The sequence below is a fragment of the Pseudoalteromonas sp. T1lg22 genome (assembly GCF_002964645.1).
Taxonomy (GTDB): Bacteria; Pseudomonadota; Gammaproteobacteria; order Enterobacterales; family Alteromonadaceae; genus Pseudoalteromonas.
On record NZ_PQBY01000016.1, the window covers coordinates 553,707 to 577,285 of the forward strand.

At 48.0% G+C, this 23,579-nt stretch carries 19 protein-coding genes and 2 pseudogenes; 15 read left to right on the forward strand and 6 right to left on the reverse strand.

What is annotated here, in order from left to right:
• Positions 1–75: 75 nt before the first annotated feature.
• Positions 76–501, reverse strand: a complete 426-nt coding sequence (rnpA, locus tag C2M24_RS12260) for a ribonuclease P protein component (RefSeq protein WP_105201192.1) — start codon at positions 499–501, stop codon at positions 76–78.
• A gap of 6 nt (positions 502–507) precedes the next feature.
• Positions 508–642, reverse strand: coding sequence for a 50S ribosomal protein L34 (gene rpmH, locus C2M24_RS12265; RefSeq protein ID WP_008488847.1), 135 nt, complete (start codon positions 640–642; stop codon positions 508–510).
• 661 nt (positions 643–1,303) lie between these two features.
• On the opposite strand from rpmH, the gene dnaA reads away from it, so the two are divergent.
• The 4 genes and pseudogenes from dnaA (at position 1,304) to gyrB (ending at position 7,283) form a co-directional block, all read left to right on the forward strand.
• Positions 1,304–2,638, forward strand: coding sequence for a chromosomal replication initiator protein DnaA (gene dnaA / locus C2M24_RS12270; protein ID WP_442792513.1), 1,335 nt, complete (start codon positions 1,304–1,306; stop codon positions 2,636–2,638).
• A gap of 10 nt (positions 2,639–2,648) precedes the next feature.
• Positions 2,649–3,751, forward strand: a pseudogene (gene dnaN / locus C2M24_RS12275) (DNA polymerase III subunit beta).
• Between the two features lie 5 nt (positions 3,752–3,756).
• Positions 3,757–4,848, forward strand: a complete 1,092-nt coding sequence (gene recF / locus C2M24_RS12280; protein ID WP_105215186.1) for a DNA replication/repair protein RecF — start codon at positions 3,757–3,759, stop codon at positions 4,846–4,848.
• Positions 4,849–4,859: 11 nt separating this feature from the next.
• Positions 4,860–7,283 carry a DNA topoisomerase (ATP-hydrolyzing) subunit B gene (gene gyrB / locus C2M24_RS12285; protein WP_105201196.1) on the forward strand — a complete coding sequence of 808 codons (2,424 nt, stop codon included), beginning with the start codon at positions 4,860–4,862 and terminating at the stop codon, positions 7,281–7,283.
• 76 nt (positions 7,284–7,359) lie between these two features.
• On the opposite strand, the gene C2M24_RS12290 is transcribed toward gyrB, so the two are convergent.
• Positions 7,360–8,505, reverse strand: coding sequence for a S8 family serine peptidase (locus C2M24_RS12290; RefSeq protein WP_105215188.1), 1,146 nt, complete (start codon positions 8,503–8,505; stop codon positions 7,360–7,362).
• Between the two features lie 286 nt (positions 8,506–8,791).
• On the opposite strand from C2M24_RS12290, the pseudogene glyQ reads away from it, so the two are divergent.
• The 3 genes and pseudogenes from glyQ to C2M24_RS12305 all read left to right on the forward strand — a co-directional run bounded on the left by glyQ (position 8,792) and on the right by C2M24_RS12305 (position 12,329).
• Positions 8,792–9,692 (forward strand): annotated as a pseudogene (glyQ, locus tag C2M24_RS12295) (glycine--tRNA ligase subunit alpha).
• 8 nt (positions 9,693–9,700) lie between these two features.
• Entirely contained in the window at positions 9,701–11,770 is a 2,070-nt protein-coding gene (glyS, locus tag C2M24_RS12300) for a glycine--tRNA ligase subunit beta (protein WP_105215192.1), read from the forward strand.
• Between the two features lie 112 nt (positions 11,771–11,882).
• Positions 11,883–12,329, forward strand: a complete 447-nt coding sequence (locus C2M24_RS12305; RefSeq protein ID WP_105201199.1) for a hypothetical protein — start codon at positions 11,883–11,885, stop codon at positions 12,327–12,329.
• A gap of 12 nt (positions 12,330–12,341) precedes the next feature.
• On the opposite strand, the gene tusA is transcribed toward C2M24_RS12305, so the two are convergent.
• From tusA to fadB, 3 genes are all read right to left on the reverse strand, one after another.
• Positions 12,342–12,581: a sulfurtransferase TusA gene (gene tusA / locus C2M24_RS12310; RefSeq protein ID WP_105188758.1), complete on the reverse strand. Its 240-nt coding sequence runs from the start codon at positions 12,579–12,581 to the stop codon at positions 12,342–12,344.
• Between the two features lie 301 nt (positions 12,582–12,882).
• Positions 12,883–14,046 carry an acetyl-CoA C-acyltransferase FadA gene (gene fadA / locus C2M24_RS12315; protein ID WP_105201200.1) on the reverse strand — a complete coding sequence of 388 codons (1,164 nt, stop codon included), beginning with the start codon at positions 14,044–14,046 and terminating at the stop codon, positions 12,883–12,885.
• 2 nt (positions 14,047–14,048) lie between these two features.
• A complete protein-coding gene (gene fadB / locus C2M24_RS12320; RefSeq protein WP_105215194.1) occupies positions 14,049–16,211 on the reverse strand; it encodes a fatty acid oxidation complex subunit alpha FadB in 2,163 nt (720 codons plus the stop codon).
• A gap of 296 nt (positions 16,212–16,507) precedes the next feature.
• On the opposite strand from fadB, the gene C2M24_RS12325 reads away from it, so the two are divergent.
• From C2M24_RS12325 to C2M24_RS12360, 8 genes are all read left to right on the forward strand, one after another.
• Entirely contained in the window at positions 16,508–18,391 is a 1,884-nt protein-coding gene (locus C2M24_RS12325; protein WP_105201202.1) for a transglycosylase SLT domain-containing protein, read from the forward strand.
• Between the two features lie 59 nt (positions 18,392–18,450).
• Positions 18,451–19,773 (forward strand): Xaa-Pro dipeptidase, encoded by a 1,323-nt coding sequence (pepQ, locus tag C2M24_RS12330; RefSeq protein ID WP_105215196.1) that lies wholly within the window; start codon positions 18,451–18,453, stop codon positions 19,771–19,773.
• Positions 19,774–19,830: 57 nt separating this feature from the next.
• Positions 19,831–20,445: a YigZ family protein gene (locus tag C2M24_RS12335; protein WP_105201204.1), complete on the forward strand. Its 615-nt coding sequence runs from the start codon at positions 19,831–19,833 to the stop codon at positions 20,443–20,445.
• A 39-nt stretch (positions 20,446–20,484) separates the two neighbouring features.
• Positions 20,485–21,936, forward strand: coding sequence for a TrkH family potassium uptake protein (locus C2M24_RS12340; protein WP_105201205.1), 1,452 nt, complete (start codon positions 20,485–20,487; stop codon positions 21,934–21,936).
• Between the two features lie 633 nt (positions 21,937–22,569).
• A complete protein-coding gene (locus tag C2M24_RS12345) occupies positions 22,570–22,782 on the forward strand; it encodes a calmodulin (RefSeq protein WP_105215198.1) in 213 nt (70 codons plus the stop codon).
• Between the two features lie 38 nt (positions 22,783–22,820).
• Complete coding sequence (locus C2M24_RS12350; RefSeq protein ID WP_105201207.1) at positions 22,821–23,039, forward strand: calmodulin; 219 nt, start codon at positions 22,821–22,823, stop codon at positions 23,037–23,039.
• 15 nt (positions 23,040–23,054) lie between these two features.
• Positions 23,055–23,213 carry a calmodulin gene (locus C2M24_RS12355; RefSeq protein WP_105215199.1) on the forward strand — a complete coding sequence of 53 codons (159 nt, stop codon included), beginning with the start codon at positions 23,055–23,057 and terminating at the stop codon, positions 23,211–23,213.
• 90 nt (positions 23,214–23,303) lie between these two features.
• Positions 23,304–23,525, forward strand: coding sequence for an EF-hand domain-containing protein (locus C2M24_RS12360; RefSeq protein WP_105201209.1), 222 nt, complete (start codon positions 23,304–23,306; stop codon positions 23,523–23,525).
• Positions 23,526–23,579 lie beyond the last annotated feature (54 nt).

Below are 23,579 nucleotides of genomic sequence, written 5' to 3' on the forward strand. Positions count from 1 at the left end.
CTGAGTAAGGTAAAGCGAATACTCAGTTAGTCGATTAAAAGGTGAGCTAAAGATACCTGAAAAAGTCGGTAAATTCTATGATTGGCCGCGCTTTTGCTTGGTATTGTGATGCTTTTTATGAGGTCTGCGTGGTGGTGGCTTGTATCCGGGCTTGCAGCGTTCATTTATTTTGCGCCAGAGTTTATCGAGATCTTTGCGTATTTCTTCGTTTGATAGCTCATCAATGCCACGCTTAACCATAAGCACGATATCAATGTTATCCAACTTATGCTGATGCAAACGAAAACTTTCGCGAGCGATACGCTTGATTCTGTTACGCTGATTGGCTTGTTTTACATTTTTTTTAGCTACGGTTAATCCTAGACGTGCATGGTCCAAAGAGTTTGGTTTAGCTAATAAGGTAAAGAGAGAAGTAGCAGCCCGAGCAGGCTCATTAAAAATGCGGGAGTAATGCGAGGGAGTTAACAGACGTAACTCCCTGCCAAAGCGAAAGTCTTCCACTAAATATTAAGCAGAAAGAACTTTACGGCCTTTAGCACGACGACGTGCTAGTACTTTACGGCCGTTAGCAGTAGCCATACGAGCACGGAAACCGTGAGTACGCTTACGCTTTAATACGCTAGGTTGAAAAGTTCTTTTCATAACAATTCCATCCGATCGGTTAAGGTTTAAATTCTCTGTGTGGGTCGCGATCCTCACTCAGACGCTAACACAACTTCGATGCCAAGTTTTTCTCATTCGGTGATGTTCACCGACTGTTTCCAACGGACATTCCGTGGTGCCTTAGCGAGCGCGAGATTTTATAGAGGCTTGATGCTAAAGTCAACGATAATCGTACAACGAAGAGCCTATATATAAGCAGTTATAGCTGGGGATCGTACAAGCGATCCGCATAGGATCATTAAAAAATGAAAGTTTTCCACAGGCTCTGTTTAAAAAGTGCATAAATCCCCTGAATAACCCTGTTTGATCATCCCAGTTGATCAAGATCAAAGTTTTGTAAAGCGTTAAATTAAATTCTTTTTTTAAAATAAATATTCATTAAAAACATAGTGTTGCACTATGTTTTTTGCTGAAGCACATTTTCAGTAAAAATCAATATTGAAGTTGTGGATAAATAGGCGTCATAATGTGCGACCCGGGCACAAAAAAGTCGTGATTCAGGGAAGAATAATAAGCGCTAAACTCGTGATGAACGAGTATCGAAACCTCTATTCTATTTCGGGAGTGAACTGTGTATCTGTCTGTTTGGCAAAGTTGTTTATATGTGTTGCAAGATGAATTGCCATCACAGCAATTTAGTATGTGGGTAAGACCGCTGCAGGCAGAAAGTACAGATGATACTCTGACTATTTATGCGCCAAATCGCTTTGTGCTTGATTGGGTAAGAGAAAAATACCTAAATCGCATAAATGAGCTGTTAGTTGAAATTTGTGGCGATGAAGCGCCAGAATTACGTTTTGACGTGGGCAGCAAGCCCATGCTTAATACCGCTGTAAATACCACGGCACAAACACCTAATCAGGGTGTTAATGGCAACAGTGACAGTGCCAAGGTAAATAAAGCCAGACAGCCTAGCCAACCAGCGGCTGTTGAGCCAGCGCCTAAGTCTCAGTACAAATCGAATATTAAAGAAAACTATACCTTTGATAACTTTGTTGAAGGTAAGTCAAACCAGTTGGCTAAGGCTGCGGCAACGCAAGTGGCCGATAATCCTGGCTCAGCATTTAACCCTGTATTTATATACGGTGGCACCGGTTTAGGTAAAACGCACCTGTTACATGCGGTGGGCAATGGCATTTTAGCGAAAAAAGAGAATGCCAAAATTGTTTATATGCATTCCGAACGCTTTGTTCAAGATATGGTAAAAGCCTTACAAAACAATGCGATAGAAGAGTTTAAACGCTATTATCGCAGTGTCGATGCCTTGTTGATCGATGATATTCAATTCTTTGCCAATAAAGAGCGCTCTCAAGAAGAGTTCTTCCATACCTTTAATGCGCTGCTTGAGGGAAACCAACAGATTATTTTAACCTCAGACCGTTACCCCAAAGAAATAGAAGGGGTAGAGGACAGGCTTAAGTCGCGCTTCGGTTGGGGCTTAACCATTGCCATCGAGCCACCGGAGCTTGAAACCCGAGTAGCCATTTTGATGAAGAAGGCGCAGCAGAGTAAGATTAACTTACCTCACGAAGTGGCTTTCTTTATTGCCAAGAAATTGCGCTCCAATGTGCGTGAACTTGAAGGGGCATTAAACCGAGTGATCGCCAATGCTAACTTTACCGGTCGACCTATTTCCATCGACTTTGTAAAAGAAGCGCTGCGCGATTTATTGGCACTGCAAGATAAGCTGGTGACCATAGATAATATTCAACGCACTGTGGCTGAGTATTACCGCATTCGCGTTTCTGATTTATTGTCCAAGCGCCGTAGTCGCTCGGTTGCGCGTCCACGCCAGGTGGCCATGGCGCTATCAAAAGAATTAACAAACCATAGCTTGCCGGAAATCGGCGATGCTTTTGGCGGTCGTGACCATACCACGGTATTGCACGCCTGCCGTAAGGTAAAAGCGCTTCGTGACGAAAGCCATGAAGTGAAAGAAGACTATCAAAATCTAATAAGAACTTTGTCATCTTAAGGTTACCCTTATGCAAATTACTATCGCTAGAGATCAGTTTTTAAAGCCTTTAATGCAGGTATCAGGTGCCATCGAGCGTAAGCACACCTTGCCCGTGCTCTCCAATGTATTACTTGAGGTGCGCGATGGTCAGCTGTCTATGACGGGAACCGATCTGGAAATAGAGCTCGTCGCCTCGGTAGCCTTAGAGCAACCTTGTGCCGATACCAAGATCACCTTGCCGGCGAAAAAGCTTTTAGATATTTGTAAAAGCCTGCCCGATGGCAGCGATATCACCTTGACCTCTCAGGAGCATCAGGTGGTACTGACATCCGGGCAAAGCCGCTTCTCTTTGTTGTCTTTAGCTGCGGAAGACTTTCCGAATCTGGAGCAGTGGGATGGCGAAGTTGAATTTCAATTAAGTCGACTAGAACTGCGTAAGTTATTGGAAAGCACGCATTTTTCAATGGCTAATCAGGACGTGCGTTATTACCTTAACGGCATGTCGTTTGAAGTTGAAAATGACGAAATTAAAACCGTAGCTACAGATGGTCACCGTTTGGCCATAGCGCAAAAGAAATACCTCAGTCGTTAAACAGCCAGCGCCAGTTAATTGTGCCACGCAAAGGGGTGCAGGAAATTATGCGCCTGATGCCGGCGGACGACCAGCCTGTTACCATTCAGTTCGGTGCCAACCATATCCGCATTACTGACGCAGAATTTACCTTTACCAGTAAATTGGTTGATGGCCGTTTCCCTGACTATCGCCGTGTTTTGCCTCGTGGTGGTGATAAAATTATTATCGCTAATCGCGAATGGCTGCGTAATGCTTTGCATCGCGTATCTATTTTATCGAATGAGAAGTTCCGCGGTGTGCGCCTTAATTTAAGCTCGGGCATGCTCAAAGTCAGCGCCAATAACCCAGAGCAAGAACAGGCGGAAGAGGTGATTGAAGTTATGTATCAAGGGGAGGATTTAGAGATTGGCTTTAACGTTTCTTACCTTCTTGATGTGCTTAACACCATCAAAACCGAAGACGTTTCTATCACCCTTGCCGATTCAAACAGCAGTGCCCTGATGGAAGCGGCGGGAGATGGCGAAGCTCTGTATGTCGTTATGCCGATGCGCTTGTAACGGCCATGAGCCTGACCTCTATTAGCCTCAATAATTTCCGTAATATTGAGGCTGCTACCCTAGCTCCTGAAGCTATCAATATCATCTATGGTGAAAATGGCAGCGGCAAGACCAGCTTTTTAGAAGCCATTTATTTTCTTTCTCACGGACGTTCTTTCCGTACCAATAAGCACCGCACTCTGATCCGTGATGGCCAATCGCGTTTTACCTTGCACGCCAAAAAGCGGAGCAACAATCTGACCATTCCTCTTGGCATACAAAAAGATGTTCAGGGAGAAACCCAGATAAAAATTCAAGGGAAGGCGAGTCGTCGAATTTCTGATCTTGCGCAGGTTTTGCCGGTTCAGGTTATTACCCCAGAAAGCTACTCCTTCTTTTTTGGCGGCCCCAAAGAGCGACGTGCCTTTATCGATTTAGGTGTGTTCCACGTGGAACAAGAGTTTTTTGTCTACTGGCAAAACTTCAATAAGGTACTGAAACAACGTAATGCCCTGTTAAAAAACAAGCCCCCCGAACTACGCACCATGCTGCCCGTTTGGGACAAGGAATTCGTGCGCTTAGCCGAGAAAATTACTCAGTTAAGAGAGATGTATATAGAGAGGTTTAAGGCGCTTTTTTTTGATAGACTGTGTACAGAATTAGAATTGCTAAACGACCTTGAAATTGACTTCAATTGGGGTTGGAAACGCACTGAGTCCCTTGCCGATGTATTGGCGCAGAATAGGGATGGTGACCTGATGCGTGGCTATACCAGCAAAGGGCCACATAAGGCCGATCTAACGATAAAAACATCGCTCGGCCCGGTAGAAACAACCTTCTCGCGAGGGCAGTTAAAATTGCTTTTATATGCGCTCAAAGTAGCGCAAAATAGCTTAATAGAAAAAGAGACCGGAAAACAATCGATTCTGCTTATTGACGATTTACCCTCGGAATTAAGCGAAGATACCAAGATGAAGGTAGGGCAACTGCTTTCACGCTGTGATGCACAGATATTTATAACAACGATTGAATCCCAAAGTGTCTCCGCCGTGTTAGAGGCGTTAGCAAGGCCACAAGCTTTGTTCCACGTGAAACATGGCGAACTAATAACAAGATAAATGGAAACACCATGTCTGAAAATTACGATTCATCAAGTATTAAAGTACTTAAAGGACTAGACGCCGTACGGAAACGACCAGGAATGTACATTGGTGATACCGATGATGGCACCGGTTTACACCATATGGTATTCGAGGTAGTCGACAACTCGATCGATGAGGCGTTGGCGGGATATTGTGACGATATTTACGTAACAATCCATACCGATGGTTCCGTGTCGGTACGCGATAACGGCCGTGGTATTCCAACCGAGCTGCACCCGGAAGAAGGGGTGTCGGCCGCAGAAGTTATTATGACCGTGCTTCACGCCGGTGGTAAGTTCGACGACAACTCATATAAAGTATCTGGTGGTCTGCACGGTGTAGGTGTTTCGGTTGTAAACGCACTATCTGAAAAGCTGGCACTGGAAATTCGTCGTGATGGCAAATTGCATAAACAGACTTACTCTATGGGTGAGCCGGATGCACCGCTAGGTGTTATTGGTGAGTCGGACTCAACGGGTACGGAAATTCGTTTCTGGCCGAGTGCGCAAACCTTTAGTGATACCAACTTCCACTATGACATCCTGGCCAAGCGTCTACGCGAGCTGTCTTTCTTGAACTCGGGCGTGTCGATTATTTTGTGCGACGAGCGTGAAGAAGATAAACGCGACCACTTTAAATATGAAGGTGGTATCGAGGCCTTTGTTGCTTACCTAAACCGTAAGAAAACACCTGTACATCAAAACGTATTCCACTTCACTCATGAGCGTGAAGACGGTATCAGCGTTGAAGTATCTATGCAGTGGAACGATGGCTTCCAGGAAAACATTTTCTGTTTTACCAATAATATTCCACAGCGTGACGGTGGAACTCACTTAGCGGGTTTCCGTGCTGCACTGACGCGTACGCTTAACACCTATATGGAAAAAGAAGGCTTTAATAAGAAAGCCAAAACCACCAGTAATGCGACTGGTGATGATGCCCGTGAAGGTTTGACTGCGGTTGTTAGCGTTAAGGTTCCTGATCCTAAGTTCTCATCGCAAACTAAAGACAAGCTGGTATCGAGTGAAGTAAAAGCCGCCGTTGAACAAGCCATGGGTGAAAAGCTCAGTGAATTCTTACTTGAGAATCCTGTAGATGCTAAAACAGTTGTTGGCAAGATTATCGATGCTGCCCGTGCCCGTGAAGCCGCGCGTAAAGCCCGTGAAATGACCCGTCGTAAAGGCGCCATGGACCTGGCTGGCTTACCAGGTAAGCTGGCAGACTGTCAGGAAAAAGACCCGGCAGAATCTGAACTATATATAGTGGAGGGTGACTCTGCGGGTGGTTCTGCCAAGCAGGGCCGTAACCGTAAGAATCAGGCCATCCTGCCGCTTAAGGGTAAAATTCTTAACGTAGAAAAAGCGCGTTTCGATAAGATGTTATCTTCGCAAGAAGTAGCAACCCTGATCACCGCCCTGGGCTGTGGTATCGGTCGTGACGAGTATGACCCAGAGAAGCTTCGTTATCATCGCATCATTATCATGACCGATGCCGACGTCGATGGCTCGCATATTCGTACCTTGCTATTGACCTTCTTCTACCGTCAAATGCCGGAAATCATCGAGCGTGGCTATGTTTATATCGCTCAGCCGCCGCTGTACAAGATCAAGAAAGGCAAGCAAGAGCGTTATATCAAAGACGATAACGCTTTAGTTGAATACCTAACCTCGCTGGCGCTAAATGGCTCTGCCTTATACAGCAGCGAAGGTGCGTCGGTTATCGAAGGTAATGCACTGGAAAATCTGGTGCGTGATTACCAAGCGACGGAAAAGGTAATTGAGCGTTTAGCCCGTAAATACCCATCAGCCATGATGCACAGCCTTATCTATCGCGACTGTATCGGCGAAGATGACTTAGGCGAAGAAGCCAAGGTGCAGCAGTGGACTGAGGCATTAGTTGAAGACTTGATCGTCCGTGACGAAGACGCGGCTATCTACAGTGCTCATACTCATTTCGATGAGGAGCGTAAGCTGCATTACCCTATGGTGAATATTCGTCAGCACGGTGTTGATAAGCAATATGTGCTTAATCATGATTTCCTGACTTCAAAAGACTATCAGCGTATCTGTGTAACTGGCGAGAAGGTGGGTAACCTTATAGGTGCCGGTGCTTACGTACAACGTGGTGAGAAAACTCAGCCGGTCGACAGTTTTGTTGAGGCACTAGAATGGCTGATCAGCGACTCTAAGAAGGGCTTGTATACACAGCGTTATAAAGGATTGGGTGAGATGAACCCGGACCAGCTGTGGGAAACTACCATGGACCCTGCAGCACGTCGTATGCTACGCGTTACCATTGAAGATGCTATCGCCGCTGACCAACTATTTGCCACCCTTATGGGGGATCAGGTTGAGCCGCGTCGTGAGTTTATCGAGCAAAATGCACTACGTGTAGTTAACCTGGACGTGTAGTCCAGGTTGATATAAATCACCAAGCATAAAAAAGCCCTCGCATTAGCGGGGGCTTTTTACTTAGTTCACAATAGGTTTAAAGATGCAGGATAGAATCCGCATTGCCGTCAGGGTCGTTGATGGCCTGGCCATCTGTACCCGGGTTACCATTGCGCATCATGATCACAGCACAGGCAGCAGGAGATGCCATAGAGGTACCTGACATGGTTGTTGTACCACCACCAGAACGAGTAGATAGAATGCTTACGCCAGGCGCTGCATAGTCTACCGGTGGGTTACCATAGTTGCTGAAGCTGGCGAAGTTATCGTTGCTGTCTGTCGCAGAGATGGTAAATACGCGAGGGTGTGAGGCACTGGCAGGAGACACGTTACCTGCATGTTGACTTTCGTTACCCGCGGCAACCACGAAGAATGCACCCGATTGCTGAGCTGCATTTTCAACGGCATCGTTTAAGTCTTGGTTAAAACCACCACCCAAACTCATATTCGCACAGTCACCTGCAGATGCATTGGCGGCAACGTGATCAACACCGGCTAATACGCCAGACCAGCTGCCAGAGCCGCGAGAGTCCAATACTTTTACCGGAATCACGGTTGCACCGGCTGCAACGCCAACAACATCTTGTTGGTTATTTAGGGCAGCGATAGTACCGGCAACATGGGTACCGTGACCGTTACCGTCGTCCATGCCGGCGTTGCGGCCGCTGGTGAAGGCGCTAAAGCCGCGGCTGGCATCAACGTTTAAGTCACCGTGGTCTAGATCGATACCTGTATCAATAACCCAAGCAGTATAGCCAGAACCATCTACCGGACCACCTACACGGGTGACACTCCAAGGCGTTTGCTGACCTTGGCTGCCACCACCGCCACCAGGCTTACCTTGCTGCGCTGATGGTGAAGCATAGGCGATGCCATCGGGAGTAAAGTGCATGATGTCAGCTTCGTCTGCAAACACGCTTTTCGCTTTATCACAGCTCATGTTTATAGCCATACCTTTAATGGCATTGCTATAAATGTGCTTAGCTTGAGACTGAGATTTCATTAACATGCCGCGGGCTTTACCTTCGACATCGTATTTAGAAACGCTGTCATTGAAGCGAACAATACAGGTATTTGCAATTTCAAGTTCGGCAGCCATACCTGCGTGATCGGGAGCCGGCTGGGCATAGGCGAAGCCTGTTGATGCAGCTAATACAGCTGTTGCGATGAGAGTTTTGTTCATTAGTTTAACCTTTATAATCGTTATTATTGAGATAGTGTTAGTTAACACTGGGTTTACAATCTAGGCCAAATTGCAAAAAAATCAACTGTTTCAAATAGAAATACGAAAAGAGTCGTAGATAATGAATAGAAAATGCGTGAATCTGGAATACTAAAAAAAGTAAATTCAGGGAGTTGATCGTTATCGTGCACAGGGCAAAAAGCAGAAACTGCTTAAAACAAGGCGGTGCAAGGGGTATACTGTGAGCAATAAAACCGCACTCTAAGCAGCAGAATTTAACGTCATTATGCAAAAATACGACTTACAAACTTTTCAGGGCCTGATCCTAGCGCTTCAGGATTTATTGGGCACAGCAAGGCTGTGTTATTGCTCAGCCTCTTGATCTTGAAGTGGGCGCGGGCACCTTTCACCCGCTTACGTTTTTAAAGGCCGTTGGCCCAGAGCCGATGTCGAGTGCTTACGTACAGCCATGTCGTCGTCCTACCGATGGCCGCTACGGTGAAAACCCCAACCGTTTGCAGCACTACTATCAATTCCAGGTGGTGTTAAAGCCTTCTCCCGATAATATTCAGGAGCTTTACCTTGGCTCGCTTGCGGCTATGGGCATAGATACATTGAAACACGAAGTTCGCTTTGTGGAAGACAACTGGGAATCACCGACTCTGGGTGCCTGGGGTCTTGGTTGGGAAGTGTGGCTAAATGGCATGGAAGTGACTCAGTTCACTTACTTCCAGCAGGTGGGCGGCCTTGAGTGTGCGCCGGTTACCGGTGAGATCACTTATGGTCTTGAGCGTTTGGCCATGTATATCCAAGGCGTGGACAGCATCTATGACCTGGTTTGGACAGATGGCCCTATGGGTAAGGTTACTTACGGCGACGTATTCCACCAAAACGAAGTTGAGCAATCAAAATACAACTTTGAGTACGCCGACGTTGATGCTTTGTTTAAGCAATTCGATCAGTGTGAAAAAGAAAGCCAAAAGCTGATTGAAGCGAATTTACCGCTACCGGCTTACGAGCAAGTAATGAAGGCGTCGCATGCCTTTAACCTGCTTGATGCTCGCCACGCTATTTCTGTAACAGAGCGTCAGCGTTACATCCTGCGTGTGCGCGCCCTGTCTAAAGCCTGTGCTGAAAGTTACTACGCGGCGCGTGAAGCGCTTGGTTTCCCGCTGTGTAAGGATTAAGAATTACCATGTTAAAGCAAAATTTATTAGTAGAAATCGGTACAGAAGAGCTACCACCGAAATCATTGCGTACCCTTGCCGAGGCGTTCGCCGATGGCCTAAAAGCGCAATTAGAAGAACTTGCTCTGGCACATGAAGGGGTGCAATGGTACGCCTCTCCACGTCGCTTAGGTCTGATGGTGCTGCAACTTGATGGCAAGCAGGCAGATAAGGTAGTAGAAAAGCGTGGTCCTGCAATTCAGGCGGCATTTGATGCCGATGGTAACCCAACCAAAGCGGCAATGGGCTGGGCCCGCGGCTGTGGTATCGAAGTGAGCGAAGCGGGTCGCCATGTTACCGATAAAGGCGAGTGGTTACTGCACAAGGCCGAAGTTGCCGGTCAGCCGGTTCAAGAGTTGATCGTCGATGCGGTAAATGCGGCACTGGCGAAACTGCCTATCCCTAAGCCGATGCGCTGGGGTGCCAATAAGACCCAGTTTATCCGTCCTGTACACACAGCCACGGTATTTTACGGTGACAGCCTGATTGCCGGTGAGATCCTTGGTAAGCAGGTTGCTAACCAGCTTCAGGGACATCGTTTCCATCACCCGGAAAAGGTTACCATCAATAATGCCAATGAAGCCCTTGAGCAGCTGAAGAAAGCCTATGTTATTGCCGATTACGAAACCCGTAAGGCAATGATCCGAAACCAAATCGAAGCGGCAGCGGCACAACTTGGTGCGGTAGTGGCCATGGATGAAGACCTGCTTGAAGAAGTAACCTCTTTGGTTGAGTGGCCGGTAACGCTTACCGCTTCATTTGAAGAAAGCTTCCTGGCGGTACCGGACGAAGCCCTGATCTACACCATGAAGGACGACCAGAAATACTTCCCGCTGCTAGATCAAGACGGCAATCTGATTAACAAGTTTTTGTTTGTTTCGAACATTGAAAGTAAAGATCCAAGCGTGGTTATCGCCGGTAACGAGAAGGTGGTACGCCCACGTCTTGCCGATGCGCAGTTCTTCTTTGAAACGGATAAAAAGAAAACGCTGGAAAGCCGTTTGGAGTCACTCGGTACCGTATTGTTCCAAAAGCAATTGGGTACCCTTAAAGATAAGTCCGAGCGTATTAGCGCGCTTTCTGGTTATATCGCCGAGCAACTGGGTGCCGATAAGGCCCTGGCCGAGCGCGCAGGTCTATTGAGTAAAACCGATCTGATGACCGAAATGGTGATGGAATTCACCGATGTTCAGGGCGTGATGGGTATGCACTATGCACGCTTTGATGGTGAAAACGAAGCCGTAGCCCTGGCCATGAACGAACAGTATATGCCGCGCTTTGCCGGTGATGCCTTGCCACACAGTGATATCAGCTGTGCTGTGGCTTTGGCGGATAAGTTCGATACTCTGGTAGGTATTTTCGGCATTGGTCAGGCGCCTAAGGGCGACAAAGACCCGTTTGCACTGCGTCGCGCCGCTATCGGTGCCTTACGCATCATGGTTGAAAAGCAACTTTCTCTGGATGTGCTTGATATCGTTGCGAAAGCGCAAACCCTGTTCGGCGATAAGCTAAGCAATAATCAGGTTGCCGAAGATGTGTTTGAGTTCCTACTGGGTCGCTTCCGCGCCTGGTATCAGGAGCAAGGCATTGAGGTTGATGTGATCCAGGCTGTATTGGCGCGTCGTCCTTCGAAGCCATTGGACTTTGATCTACGCGTTAAGGCGGTAAGCCATTTCCGTACTCTTGAGCCGGCAGAAGCCTTGGCTGCGGCCAACAAGCGTGTTGGTAACATCCTGAGCAAAAATGATGTTCAAGAAAGCGGTGCCATTGAGCCAAGCTTATTGCAAGAAGCACCTGAGCAGGCGTTGGCACAAGAAGTGGCAGCCTATCAGGCCAAACTTGCGCCTTTATATGAGCAGGGCGAATACCAGCAGGCACTAAGTGAGCTGGCCAATATTCGCCAAAGTGTTGATGCCTTCTTCGATAACGTCATGGTTATGGCGGACGACGAAGCAATTAAGCGTAACCGTCTGGCACTATTGTCTCAGTTGCAGGACCTGTTTTTACAGGTTGCCGATATCTCTGTACTGCAAAAATAGTGAATATTTCTTACATTCATGACGAAAGCCAGCTTTGTGCTGGCTTTTTTATTGAAGCCAGTGCACGAATTTCTTAGACTGATGAAAAGTGCGTCAAATTTGGAAAATAACAATGAAGACAAAACTCTCCCTCGTTTTAGCCACATTATTTTTAGGTGCGTGCTCAAGCACAGTTACCCTGGACGATATAGTGCCGGTTGAAGAAGTACAAAAGCCTTTGTATCTGCGTGGCGACTTCTCATTATGGGATGCGCAGCCAGAGTATCAAATGGTCAAGGTGGCGCCGGCCATTTATGAAACCAAGATCAAGCTATCGACCCCGGGCAAGGCCTATGAATTTAAAATTGCCGATGCCGATTGGAGTGAAAACTATAACTGTGGTTATTTAGACGAAGGTCTGGATAAGCAGCTGGAGATTGGTTTGCCGGTTCAGGCGGACTGTAACAGCGTGTATAACTACTTTAGCTTTACTCCGGCGGAAGAGGGTTGGTACAAGGTATCTATTAACTTCTCGCGCTTTAGCAAGCCCTTGGTAACCATTAATCAGGTGTTTGAATAATAAAAAGGGCTGTTAAAGCCCTTTTTTGATTAAGTACTGATAAGGTAACTGCTCCGTTTGCTGGGCCACCAGAGTGTGGTCCATAAAGCGGCAAAAGCTGGGAATATCGCGGGTGGTTGAAGGGTCGTCCGCGGTGATCAGCAAGGTTTCGCCGTTATTCATTTTGCGCACCGTACCGCGCACCATCATAACGGGTTCTGGGCAGCGTAAGCCTAAGGCATCAAGAACGTGATCGGCGGTATCGAAGGTCATAAATGAGTGCTCGCGTAGAAAACGCCCATTTTACCCAAAGTCGCGGCAAGAAAAAAGGCGGGAGCACTAAGCTGAACCCGCCTTTTTGTCACCAAGACTTAAGTAACCTGGACTTGTGATAACAACTTGCTTTCTAGCTGCTGTTTCTTCTTACTACCGCGTTAAATTTGTTTGCAATAGAGCTTCTATTGCCGCACAAATTTGCCTTGTATTAATCAAAACATCTAGCTAGAAAAATTTGACCTCAAGTTAGTTATTTTTAAAGCATATTAGCGAACTTCTTAACCCAAGTTCAGGTTATTTACGGGCGTTCAAAGACCGTCGCAATACCCTGACCAAGACCGATACACATGGTCGCTAAACCATATTTAGCATCCTTGTCTTCCATGATATTGATTAGCGTGGTGCTGATACGCGAGCCAGAGCAACCCAAGGGGTGACCCAAGGCAATAGCACCGCCGTTGAGGTTAACTTTTTCGTCTACCTTATCCAGCAAGCCAAGATCTTTCAGTACAGGCAAAGACTGAGCGGCAAAGGCTTCGTTCAGCTCGGCCACATCGATATCATCGATAGTCAAACCGGCCATTTGCAACGCTTTCTTACTGGCAGGAACAGGACCATAACCCATGATAGACGGATCGCAGCCCGCCACCGCCATAGACTTCACATAGGCGCGGATCGGCAGGCCTAGCTCTTTGGCCTTGTCTTCACTCATGACCAACATGGCTGAAGCACCGTCAGACAGGGCCGAAGAGGTCCCTGCGGTCACGCTACCTGATGCCGGGTTAAATACAGGGCGAAGTTGAGATAGGCCTTCAACCGTGGTTTCCGGACGAATAACCTCATCGTCTTCAACCAAGGTTAGGGCGCCATCTTCGTCATGACCTTCCATGGGCAGGATTTCTTTTTTGAAGCGACCTTCAACCGTTGCCGCATGGGCGCGTTGATGCGAGCGAGCACCGAATTCGTCCTGCTGCTGACGGTTAATGCCATGCAAGGTGGCCAGGTATTCGGCGGTTAGGCCCATGACACCGGCGGCTTGCGCAACGGATGTTGCCAGCCCTGGGTGGAAGTCGTTGCCGTGCGTCATAGGCACGTGACCCATGTGTTCCACACCGCCGATAAGGTAGGTGTCACCGGCGCCGGTCATTATGGCGCGAGCGGCATCATGCAGCGCCTGCATAGAAGAACCACATAAGCGGTTAACGGTCACGGCAGGTACGGTATGAGGAATACCAGCAAGCAGGGCGGCGTTACGGCCCACGTTAAAGCCTTGCTCTAGCGTTTGCTGCACACAGCCCCAGTAAATATCGTCAATCGATGCCGGGTCTACCGCCGGGTTACGTTCCAACAAGCCCTTCATCAAGTGTGCACTCAGGTCTTCGGCACGTTTATGACGGAATACACCGTTTTTAGAACGGCCCATAGGCGTACGAATACAATCTACAATAACAACCTTATTCATGATTATTGTCCCTCCACTTGATAAAACACACGGCCTTGTTCAGCCCATTGACGGGTTTCGTCTGATACCTGGTAAATAGCACCCAGGTGCGCGTACTTGTCGGCAGCCGCCACAAAGTTGGCCAGGCCAATTTGGTCTAGATAGCGGAATGCGCCGCCTCTAAACGGAGGGAAACCTATGCCGTACACCAGCGCCATATCGGCTTCTTGTGGTGAAGCAACTATGTTTTCCTGCAGGCAAAGCAGTACTTCGTTGATCATAGGGATCATACAGCGGTCGATGATCTCTTGTTTATCCAGCTCTTGCTCGCCATCGAATAGCGGCGCAATTAGTTCAAGGGTTTGGGCATCCGAGCTCTTCTTCAAGCGACCACGGCGGTCCGGGGCGTAGCTGTAGAAACCCTTACCATTTTTCTGACCAAAGCGCTCTGCGTTAGCCATAATGGTGACCGGATCTTTTTCCTGACGCGCCATGCGCTCGGGGAAGCCATCGGCCATTACACCTGTACAGTGGAAGGCGGTATCGATACCAACAACATCAAGCAGATAAGCTGGGCCCATCGGCCAGCCGAATACGTTTTCCATTACCTTGTCTATTTTAGCGAAGCTGACGCCTTCGCTAACCATCTTGCTGAAACCGGCAAAGTAGGGGAATAGCACGCGGTTTACAAAGAAGCCCGGGCAGTCATTAACAACAATAGGCGACTTGCCCAGCTTAAGAGCGTAATCAACCACAGCATTGACGGTTTCCTGTGAGGTTTTCTCACCACGGATGATCTCAACCAGCGGCATACGGGGTACCGGGTTGAAGAAATGCATACCACAGAATTTTTCCGGTTTTTCCAGGGCCGTGGCCAGCTCATCGATGCGAATGGTTGAGGTGTTTGAGGTGAGTACCGTGCCTTCAGGCATGGATTTCTCTAAGTCGCTTAATACCGCTTTTTTCACATTAGGGTTTTCAACAACCGCTTCAACGACTATATCGGCGGCCTGCACATCGGCATCATTCAAGGTCGGTTTTATTTTACCTAGCACGCCAACCATCTTGTCCATGCTCATATGGCCGCGTTGTACTTTCTTTCCAAGTAGCTTAGCGGCTTCACCCATACCAAGATCTAAAGCGCCTTGGTTGATGTCTTTCATGATAATGGGGGTGCCTTTATAGGCCGATTGATAAGCGATACCGCCACCCATAATGCCAGCACCTAGTACCGCGGCTTGATTGATTTGAGTGTCGCTGCCCTTGGCCAGTTTCTTGGCCTTGCCTTTAATATATTGGTCGGCCAGGAAGATACCGGTTAGCGCCGCCGCTTCCTTGGTCTTGGCCAATTTTGCGAAGTTGGCGTTTTCCAATGCCATGGCTTCATCGCGGCTCATATTAGCTGCCGCCTTGATGGTTTTCACCGCCATCACAGGGGCAGGGTAATGACCCTTGGTTTTGCCCATCACCAGGCCTTCGGCCATAGCAAAGCTCATGCCTTGCTCTACCTTGTTCATTTTCAAAGGTGCTTGTTTTTGCGCTCGGCGTTGCTGCCAATCCAGTTTGCCGGCAATGGCTTGCTCTAGCATGCTGATACAGGCACCCAGTAATTTGTCAGCGGCCACTACGGCGTCGACGGCACCCACTTTTAGGGCGTCATTAGCACGGTTTTCCTGCCCCGTGGTGATCCAGGTCATGGCGTTATCAGCGCCGATTAAGCGAGGTAAGCGTACAGTACCACCAAAGCCCGGCATGATACCCAGCTTGGTTTCTGGTAAACCAATTTTGGCGGTTTCACTGGCAACGCGGAAATCGGTAGCTAAAACCCACTCGCAACCGCCGCCTAAGGCCATACCGTTAATGGCGCTTAACGTTGGGAAAGGTAAATCTTCCAGGGCGTCGAATACGTCGGTGGCGGTTTTAATCCAGCCAACCAGTTCTTCTTCTGGACGTTGGAAAGTGGGTAGGAATTCGAAAATGTCGGCGCCAACGATAAAGTGATCTTTGTCACTGGTGAACACCATACCTTTGATGTCGTCACGTTGGGCTAATTCTTTAATTGCCTGATGGCAATCACTCAGGGTTTGCTGCGAAAGCTTGTTTACTGAGCCGGGCACAGTGAACTTAAACTCGGCAATTTGGTCCTTTATAAAAGAAACTACAAAGGAATCGCTCTGAAATATCATGGGTATCTCCCTTTGTTTCACATGAAACTGGTACGATGAGTTAAATTTAAATCAGTGTCTCGCCTTTAATCGCAAAATGCAATGAAAATTTAAGGTTAAAATTTACATACAGTTAAAGTTAGCTCAAAAAAGAGATGCGACCAAAACACGCCAGAATGCGGTTGGCATAGGTAAAAAGTCTGGCATTTATGTAGTACAGTTATTGAGAGTCTTTGACTCTATGAGGGCAGCGCGCTTTTTTGCCTAATGTTGGCTTCTTCGCTGCTTTTGTTTCACGAAATACAGTTAGGATTATCATGAAACGACTTCTTCACACCCTGCTGGCCGCCTCCTTGCTGCAAGTTTGCAGTGCTTCATTTGCCGGCGAGCACGATGATTTCCTCAAAGCGGAAAAAATTGCCAGGGGCGGCAATTACACAGAATTTAAGAAGGCCAATGAGCGCCTTAAACATCCGCTTAAGCCCTATGTGGAAATGGCTTTCTATAAGCACCATCCGCATATTAAATATCAAACCGAAATAGAGCATTTCTTGCAGGTGTACCAGCATACGCCGTTGGAGTGGCCGGTGCGCAGTGCCTGGTTGAACTATTTGGCCAAGCATGGCCATAAGGCCAAGTTTGTAGAGAATTACAGCGTTACCAAGGATGTCGAGCTTACCTGCCAGTACCTTGAGTTTCAGTGGCAACTTGGAGCGCCAAAAGATGCCCTGTTGGAGCAGATAGAAAAACTGTGGTTGGTAGGTAAGTCACAACCCAAGGAATGCGATAGGGTGTTTTCTTATTGGCGCAAGGCTGGCGGGCAAACGTCGGAAGCAGTATGGCAACGTTTGGGCTTAGCCGCCGAGGCGGGGCAGCATAAGTTGGTTAGCTATTTAAAAACACAACTGCCGGCCAAGGAGCGTTATCTGGCAGATTTATATTCCCAGGTTAAAAAAGATCCCAGTGCCGCAGCCGGTTTATATCGCTATAAAAACAAATCTCCCAAAGAAGCGGACATTGCCGTTTACGGGGTTAAACGCCTGGTTTGGCAAGACCCTGATCTGGCCGTTCGCGCCTGGCAAAAATTATCTGGCATGTTTACCTTTAGCGACGAGCAACAAGATAAGATCCATTATGCCTTGGCCTATGCGCTGGCGGTTAAGCAGCATGATGATGCTAAGTTTTGGCTGAACAAGGTACCCGATGCCCAGCAGGACAGCAAACTGGTGCAGTGGCATTTGGCGAATATGCTTAGAGAGCAGGACTGGCCGGCCATTATTGCCTTTTTTACGCCGAAAAAAGCGCTTAACGCCGGACATAAATACTGGCTGGCTTACAGTTATTCACGCCAGGGTAAAAACGAGCAAGCCAAGGAGCTGTGGCAGCAATTGGCAAATGAGCGCGACTATTACGGCTTTTTAGCGGCGGCGCGATTAGACCTCCCCGTTAACCTTAATAACCAGCAATTGACGCTGGCGCCGGGTTTAAAGGCCAAGGTAGAGCAGGCGCCAGGGTTTAAACGGGCACAGATTTTATATGAGCTGGAAAGAGTCACCAGTGCCAGAAGGGAGTGGAATTATCTGCTCGACACCTCCAGTAATGCCGAGAAACTGGCCGCTGCGGTATTGGCGTCGGAGCAGGGCTGGCATGACAGGGCCATAGTCACCCTGGCGCGACTAAAGGCCTGGGATTATGTCGATTTACGCTTTCCCGATGCTTACACGGATCTCTTTAAGCGTTACAGTCACCGCCATAAGGTGGACCTGGATTGGAGTATCGCTATTGCCCGCAGGGAAAGCTCCTTTGCCGCCGATGCCCGCTCGCGCGCCGATGCTCGGGGTCTGATGCAGCTATTGCCCAGCACCGCCAAATACATTAATCGCAGTTCGGTTTCGAGCAAGCGTTTGTATGAACCCAGCACAAATATTAATTTAGGCACCAAGTACTTAAAGTATTTGGAAGGGAAGACCCGCGGCAATCAAATTTTAGCCACGGCCTCGTATAACGCCGGTTACCATCGCGTCAATAAGTGGATCCCCGATGAAGCCATGCCGGCAGAGTTATGGATTGAACTGATCCCCTATCGTGAAACCCGGGATTACGTCAAAAACGTGTTTGCCTATCGCCAGGTTTATCTGGCCAAGCAAGGCAAGGATGAAAATGTCCTGGCGACAATTTTAGATATGAATATAGGCGGTTAGCCGCAACAGCGGCGGCTATGATAGACTGGCATAAACATAATTAGCAAAGTGGGTGATACATGAATACATTGGCGGTGTTATACGCTGAACATATTGCAACCCTGCAAAGACGCACGCGCGAAATTGTTGAGCGTGAAAACCTAGATGGTGTGGTAATTCATTCTGGCCAGGCAAAGCGCCAATTTTTGGATGATATGTATTATCCGTTTAAGGTGAACCCACAATTTAAAGCCTGGTTGCCGGTGATCGACAACCCGCATTGCTGGCTGGTAGTGAACGGCAGCGATAAGCCTAAACTTATCTTTTATCGCCCCGTTGATTTTTGGCATAAAGTGCCGGACGAACCGAGCGAGTATTGGGCCAACTATTTCGATATCGAACTACTGGTTAAGCCTGAGCAGGTAGAAAAACTACTACCCCATGATAAGGCGCGCTATGCCTATATAGGTGAGTGTGCAGAAGTAGCACAAGCCCTTGGTTTTGAGTTGATGAACCCAGAGCCGGTGATGAATTATCTGCATTACCACCGTGCTTATAAAACTCAGTATGAGCAAGCCTGTTTGCGTGAAGCGAACAAACTAGCCGTAGCTGGTCATCAGGCGGCGCGCGATGCCTTCTATCAGGGTAAGTCGGAGTTTGAGATCCAACATGCTTACCTGTTGGCGACCAAGCACAGCGAAAACGATACGCCTTACGGCAATATCGTTGCCCTAAATGAAAACTGTGCCATTTTGCACTACACCCATTTTGAACGAAATACTCCTGCGCAACACCGTTCGTTTTTGATCGATGCCGGTGCCAATTTCAATGGTTATGCCGCTGATATTACCCGTACTTACGATTTTGCGCGTCAGGGTCAGTTTGCCGAGTTGTTGGCTGTGATGAATCAACATCAGATAGAGCTTTGTAACTCGTTATCGCCTGGCAAGCTCTACGGTGAGCTACACCTTGATTGCCATCAGCGTGTAGCCCAGGTGCTAAGTGATTTTAATATCGTTAACCTACCGGCACAGCAGATTGTCGAGAAGGGCATTAGTTCAACCTTCTTCCCTCATGGTCTGGGCCATCATATTGGCTTACAGGTACATGATGTAGGCGGTTTTATGGCCGATGAAACGGGTACTCATCAGGCACCACCTGAGGGGCATCCTTTCCTGCGTTGTACTCGTATGATTGAAGCGAACCAGGTGTTCACCATTGAGCCTGGCCTGTACTTTATTGATTCCCTGCTTGAGGATTTAGCGGCAACGGACAATCGACAGTACGTAAACTGGGACAAGGTCGCTGAGTTTAAACCCTTTGGCGGTATTCGTATCGAGGACAATATCATTGTCCATGAGCAGGGTCTGGAAAATATGACCCGCGAGCTCAACCTCGACTAACCATCCCCCTGTGAAGGCGATGGAGACAATCCCATCGCCTTAGGCAGCTAATTTTCTATGTCAGAATATGCTTATCCAGCACAATCGCTGAGTTACGAAGAAGAAATCAAAAAAAGCACCTTTATCGTTCACCTTGCCCATACTCCGGATGTGGCCAGCGCCAAGGCCTTTATTGCTTTGATCAATGAGCAGTATCCGGATGCCCGCCATAACTGCTGGGCCTATGTAGCGGGAGCGCCTGGTGGCAGTCATGTCTATGGTTTTAGTGATGATGGTGAACCCAATGGCACCGCCGGCAAGCCCATGTTGAATGTGCTTCAGGGCAGTGGCTTGGGCGAGATATGCGCCGTAACCACCCGTTATTTTGGTGGTATAAAGTTGGGCACGGGGGGGTTAGTACGCGCCTATGGCGGTACCCTGAATAATGCTTTGGCGCAACTACAGACACAGATAAAGGTGCCCAGTGTGGTGTTAACCGGCGACAGTGACTATGCTCTACAAGGGCAGATAGAACAATGCCTTAACTCACAATACCAGGTATTGGCGATGGACAAGGAGTATGGCGGCCATATCTCCTGGCAGATCCGTATCGATGCGCGCCAGGCTGAGGATGCCATAAAAGATATTTTTGATTTAAGCCATGGTACTGTTGAGTTAAAAATAAAACAGTAAGACAATAACATGCAAAGAAAAGTCACGGCGACGCGCTAAATGCAATACCGCACGATAATAAAAATACTCGGCCAGCTAGTAGCCTTGTTTAGTATCACCATGGTTCCCCCCGCGCTGGTATCACTTATCTATAAAGATGGTGGTGGTCTGCCGTTTATTCTTGCGTTTATTTTTAGCGTTATTGCCGGCTTGTTCGCCTATTATCCTAACCGCCATGAACATGGCGACCTCAAAGCCCGTGAAGGCTTTTTGATCGTGGTATTGTTTTGGCTGGTACTGGGGTCGTTCGCATCCTTACCCCTGATCTTTCTTGATGCACCAAAACTCTCGCTGGCCGATGCGGTGTTTGAGGCCTTCTCCGGGCTCACCACCACGGGGGCCACCGTATTGACCGGCATTGAATATCTGCCCAAGTCTGTGCTCTTCTATCGCCAGCAACTGCAATGGCTCGGTGGTATGGGGATAATCGTACTCGCGGTGGCCGTGCTGCCCATGCTTGGCGTTGGTGGCATGCAGCTGTATCGCGCCGAAACGCCGGGGCCGGTGAAAGACTCGAAAATGACACCGCGTATTGCCGATACCGCCAAGCACCTTTGGTATATCTATGTATCCCTGACCCTGGCCTGTACCTTGGCCTATTGGGTCGCAGGGATGGGCTGGTTCGATGCCATCTGTCATGCCTTCTCGACCATAGCCATAGGTGGCTTCTCTACCTATGATGCGTCCATGGGCTACTTTGACAGCCCTGTGATCAACCTTATCTGCGTGGTGTTCTTATTAATCGCGGCGGTGAACTTTTCCCTGCATTACGCTGTGGTGGCCAATCGCAGTGCCAAGGTGTATTTGCGCGACCCGGAATTAAAGGTGTTTTTCTTAATTCAGGTGGCGCTGATCATCATCTGCTTTGCCGTATTGTCGTCGAATAATATCTATGCCAATGGTGATGAAACCTTAGATCAGGCTATGTTCCACGCGGTTTCTATCGGTACCACGGCAGGTTTTGCCACCGACAACTTCTCCGCCTGGCCCCTGTTTCTGCCCATCTTGCTTATCTTCTCAAGTTTTATCGGCGGCTGCGCCGGCTCTACCGGTGGCGGTATGAAGGTGGTGCGGGTGTTCTTGTTGTACTTGCAGGGCATTCGTGAACTTAACCGCTTGGTCCACCCAAGGGCAATCTATTCCATTAAGCTTGGCCGTAAGGCGCTTCCCGATAAGGTGGTTGAGGCGGTATGGGGTTTCTTCTCCGCTTATGCCCTGGTTTTTGTGATCATCATGATCAGCCTTATGGGCACGGGCTTAGACAATATCACCGCTTTCTCGGCGACCGCAGCCTGCTTAAATAACCTGGGTCCGGGCCTGGGTGAGGTGGCGGCTCATTACGGTGATATCAGCGATAATGCCAAGTGGATTCTAACCCTGGCCATGGTCTTTGGTCGTCTAGAGATCTTCACCTTGCTAGTACTATTCACCCCCACCTTCTGGCGTGGGTGAGGCGCGGTCGCTACTGCGACCAAGAGTGACTTAACGTCACTCTTGGAGTGCCGAACGCGAGGGCGTGGATGCCCGAGCCGGGACCCAGCTTCAGGACGACTTATTACCACCAGAGCTCAGCTTCGAGCAATGGGCAGGTCACTCTTATTAATTCACCCGCTTCAACCTGAACAAAGCCCTGCATGTTGCTAAAAGGCAACAATTTATCTATGGCCGTGTTCTGGCTATGAAATTAATTTTCAAAAAGCGGAAGTAAAAATATAACATTTTGATTTATAACTATTAAATTAATTTTTCACTCATGCCCAAATCTGCCTCTTGGCTCCTCTATTCAGATAAAAATCAGAAAAGCGTGTCGACCATTTGTGTGATTTCTGAATGAAATCTCCATCAAAAACTACTAACTAACTGAAAAATATATATTTTATTTTTAACGCTTTGATCTTGTCGCGAAATGGCAACAGAAAAAATGGGGGAATTCCTGATTTTTTAGCAATCAAGAACTCAACATGTTGAATTATATGTGTTTTTAAAACTGGCATCGGACTTGTATTAGTCCTAGCGAGTCGAAAATGTGATGGCGAATATTAGGTTCGTTAGGTTCACACCAAAACAAGTAGGAAGGACAGTAATATGAAAACAATGACAGCAACTATCGCTCTTATCACTTTAGCCGCATCAAGCGCAGCATTTGCTGCCGATTTCTCAACTCTTGATGTTGATGGCAACGGTGCTATCTCTGTGCAAGAAGCTGCCGCTGATGCTGCGCTAGCCGAGCAATTTGCACAATTAGATAGCGACGGTAACGGTGAGCTTTCGCAAGCCGAGTTTGACAAAGCAGAGTAATTTTCAGCAGTTATTACAGTGATCAGTAGGAGATAATGATGAAAAAATCAAAGCACATTTTAGCCTTATGCGCCCTTGTCGGTTCTTCTGCGGCCTTTGCCTTAGCAGCTGACTTTGCCACGGTAGACAGTGACGGCAATGGCGCCATTAGCATGGAAGAAGCATCAAAGCACCCAGAGCTAATCAGCCAGTTCAAAGACTTAGACACAAACGTAGATGGCGAGCTGTCTCAAGAAGAGTTCGCTAAAGCGAAATAACACAGGGAGTTAACAATGAATAAGACCTCTAAAGCAATCGCCTTAATCGGCTTAGTCAGTGCATCGTCTGCATTCGCGATGGACTTGGAATTTAACACTGTGGACGTAGATAGCGATGGCGCTATCAGCATGGAAGAAGCGGCTCAATATCCTGAACTAATGCAAGAGGTTTAAGGACTTGGACAGCAACAAAGACGGCCAGCTGAGCGAGCAAGAATTCGCAACAGCTCAGTAAGTTTACTTTTTGAATATTTGGAGCAAGTTATGAAAACGACCAATACACTACTAGCAATGGCTATTTTGGCATCTTCTTCGACTGCATTTGCAGGTTCGGGCGCGACGTTTGAATCTCTTGATGTGGACGGTAACGGCAGCATCAGTAAGGAAGAAGCGAGTGCCGATGCCGAAGTAATGGCTAAGTTCGATGAGCTTGATATTGATGGTAACGGCGAGCTATCGCCAGAAGAGTTTGCCAATATTGAGTAAACACCTAAATCCATTAGAGAAGCAAAAAGCAGCATTTAGTTTCCAACTAAAGCT

Excerpts from the sequence above, each read along its gene's own strand:
- tusA (WP_105188758.1), bottom strand. The coding sequence starts at position 12,581 with ATGACCTTCGATACCGCCGATCACGTTCTTGATGCCTTAGGCTTACGC.
- gyrB (WP_105201196.1), top strand. The coding sequence starts at position 4,860 with ATGTCTGAAAATTACGATTCATCAAGTATTAAAGTACTTAAAGGACTA.
- pepQ (WP_105215196.1), top strand. The coding sequence starts at position 18,451 with ATGAATACATTGGCGGTGTTATACGCTGAACATATTGCAACCCTGCAA.
- recF (WP_105215186.1), top strand. The coding sequence starts at position 3,757 with ATGAGCCTGACCTCTATTAGCCTCAATAATTTCCGTAATATTGAGGCT.
- rpmH (WP_008488847.1), bottom strand. The coding sequence starts at position 642 with ATGAAAAGAACTTTTCAACCTAGCGTATTAAAGCGTAAGCGTACTCAC.
- fadB (WP_105215194.1), bottom strand. The coding sequence starts at position 16,211 with ATGATATTTCAGAGCGATTCCTTTGTAGTTTCTTTTATAAAGGACCAA.
- C2M24_RS12305 (WP_105201199.1), top strand. The coding sequence starts at position 11,883 with ATGAAGACAAAACTCTCCCTCGTTTTAGCCACATTATTTTTAGGTGCG.
- glyS (WP_105215192.1), top strand. The coding sequence starts at position 9,701 with ATGTTAAAGCAAAATTTATTAGTAGAAATCGGTACAGAAGAGCTACCA.
- C2M24_RS12350 (WP_105201207.1), top strand. The coding sequence starts at position 22,821 with ATGAAAAAATCAAAGCACATTTTAGCCTTATGCGCCCTTGTCGGTTCT.
- C2M24_RS12360 (WP_105201209.1), top strand. The coding sequence starts at position 23,304 with ATGAAAACGACCAATACACTACTAGCAATGGCTATTTTGGCATCTTCT.
- C2M24_RS12335 (WP_105201204.1), top strand. The coding sequence starts at position 19,831 with ATGTCAGAATATGCTTATCCAGCACAATCGCTGAGTTACGAAGAAGAA.
- C2M24_RS12355 (WP_105215199.1), top strand. The coding sequence starts at position 23,055 with ATGAATAAGACCTCTAAAGCAATCGCCTTAATCGGCTTAGTCAGTGCA.
- C2M24_RS12345 (WP_105215198.1), top strand. The coding sequence starts at position 22,570 with ATGAAAACAATGACAGCAACTATCGCTCTTATCACTTTAGCCGCATCA.
- C2M24_RS12290 (WP_105215188.1), bottom strand. The coding sequence starts at position 8,505 with ATGAACAAAACTCTCATCGCAACAGCTGTATTAGCTGCATCAACAGGC.
- dnaA (WP_442792513.1), top strand. The coding sequence starts at position 1,304 with ATGTGGGTAAGACCGCTGCAGGCAGAAAGTACAGATGATACTCTGACT.
- fadA (WP_105201200.1), bottom strand. The coding sequence starts at position 14,046 with ATGAATAAGGTTGTTATTGTAGATTGTATTCGTACGCCTATGGGCCGT.
- C2M24_RS12325 (WP_105201202.1), top strand. The coding sequence starts at position 16,508 with ATGAAACGACTTCTTCACACCCTGCTGGCCGCCTCCTTGCTGCAAGTT.
- C2M24_RS12340 (WP_105201205.1), top strand. The coding sequence starts at position 20,485 with ATGCAATACCGCACGATAATAAAAATACTCGGCCAGCTAGTAGCCTTG.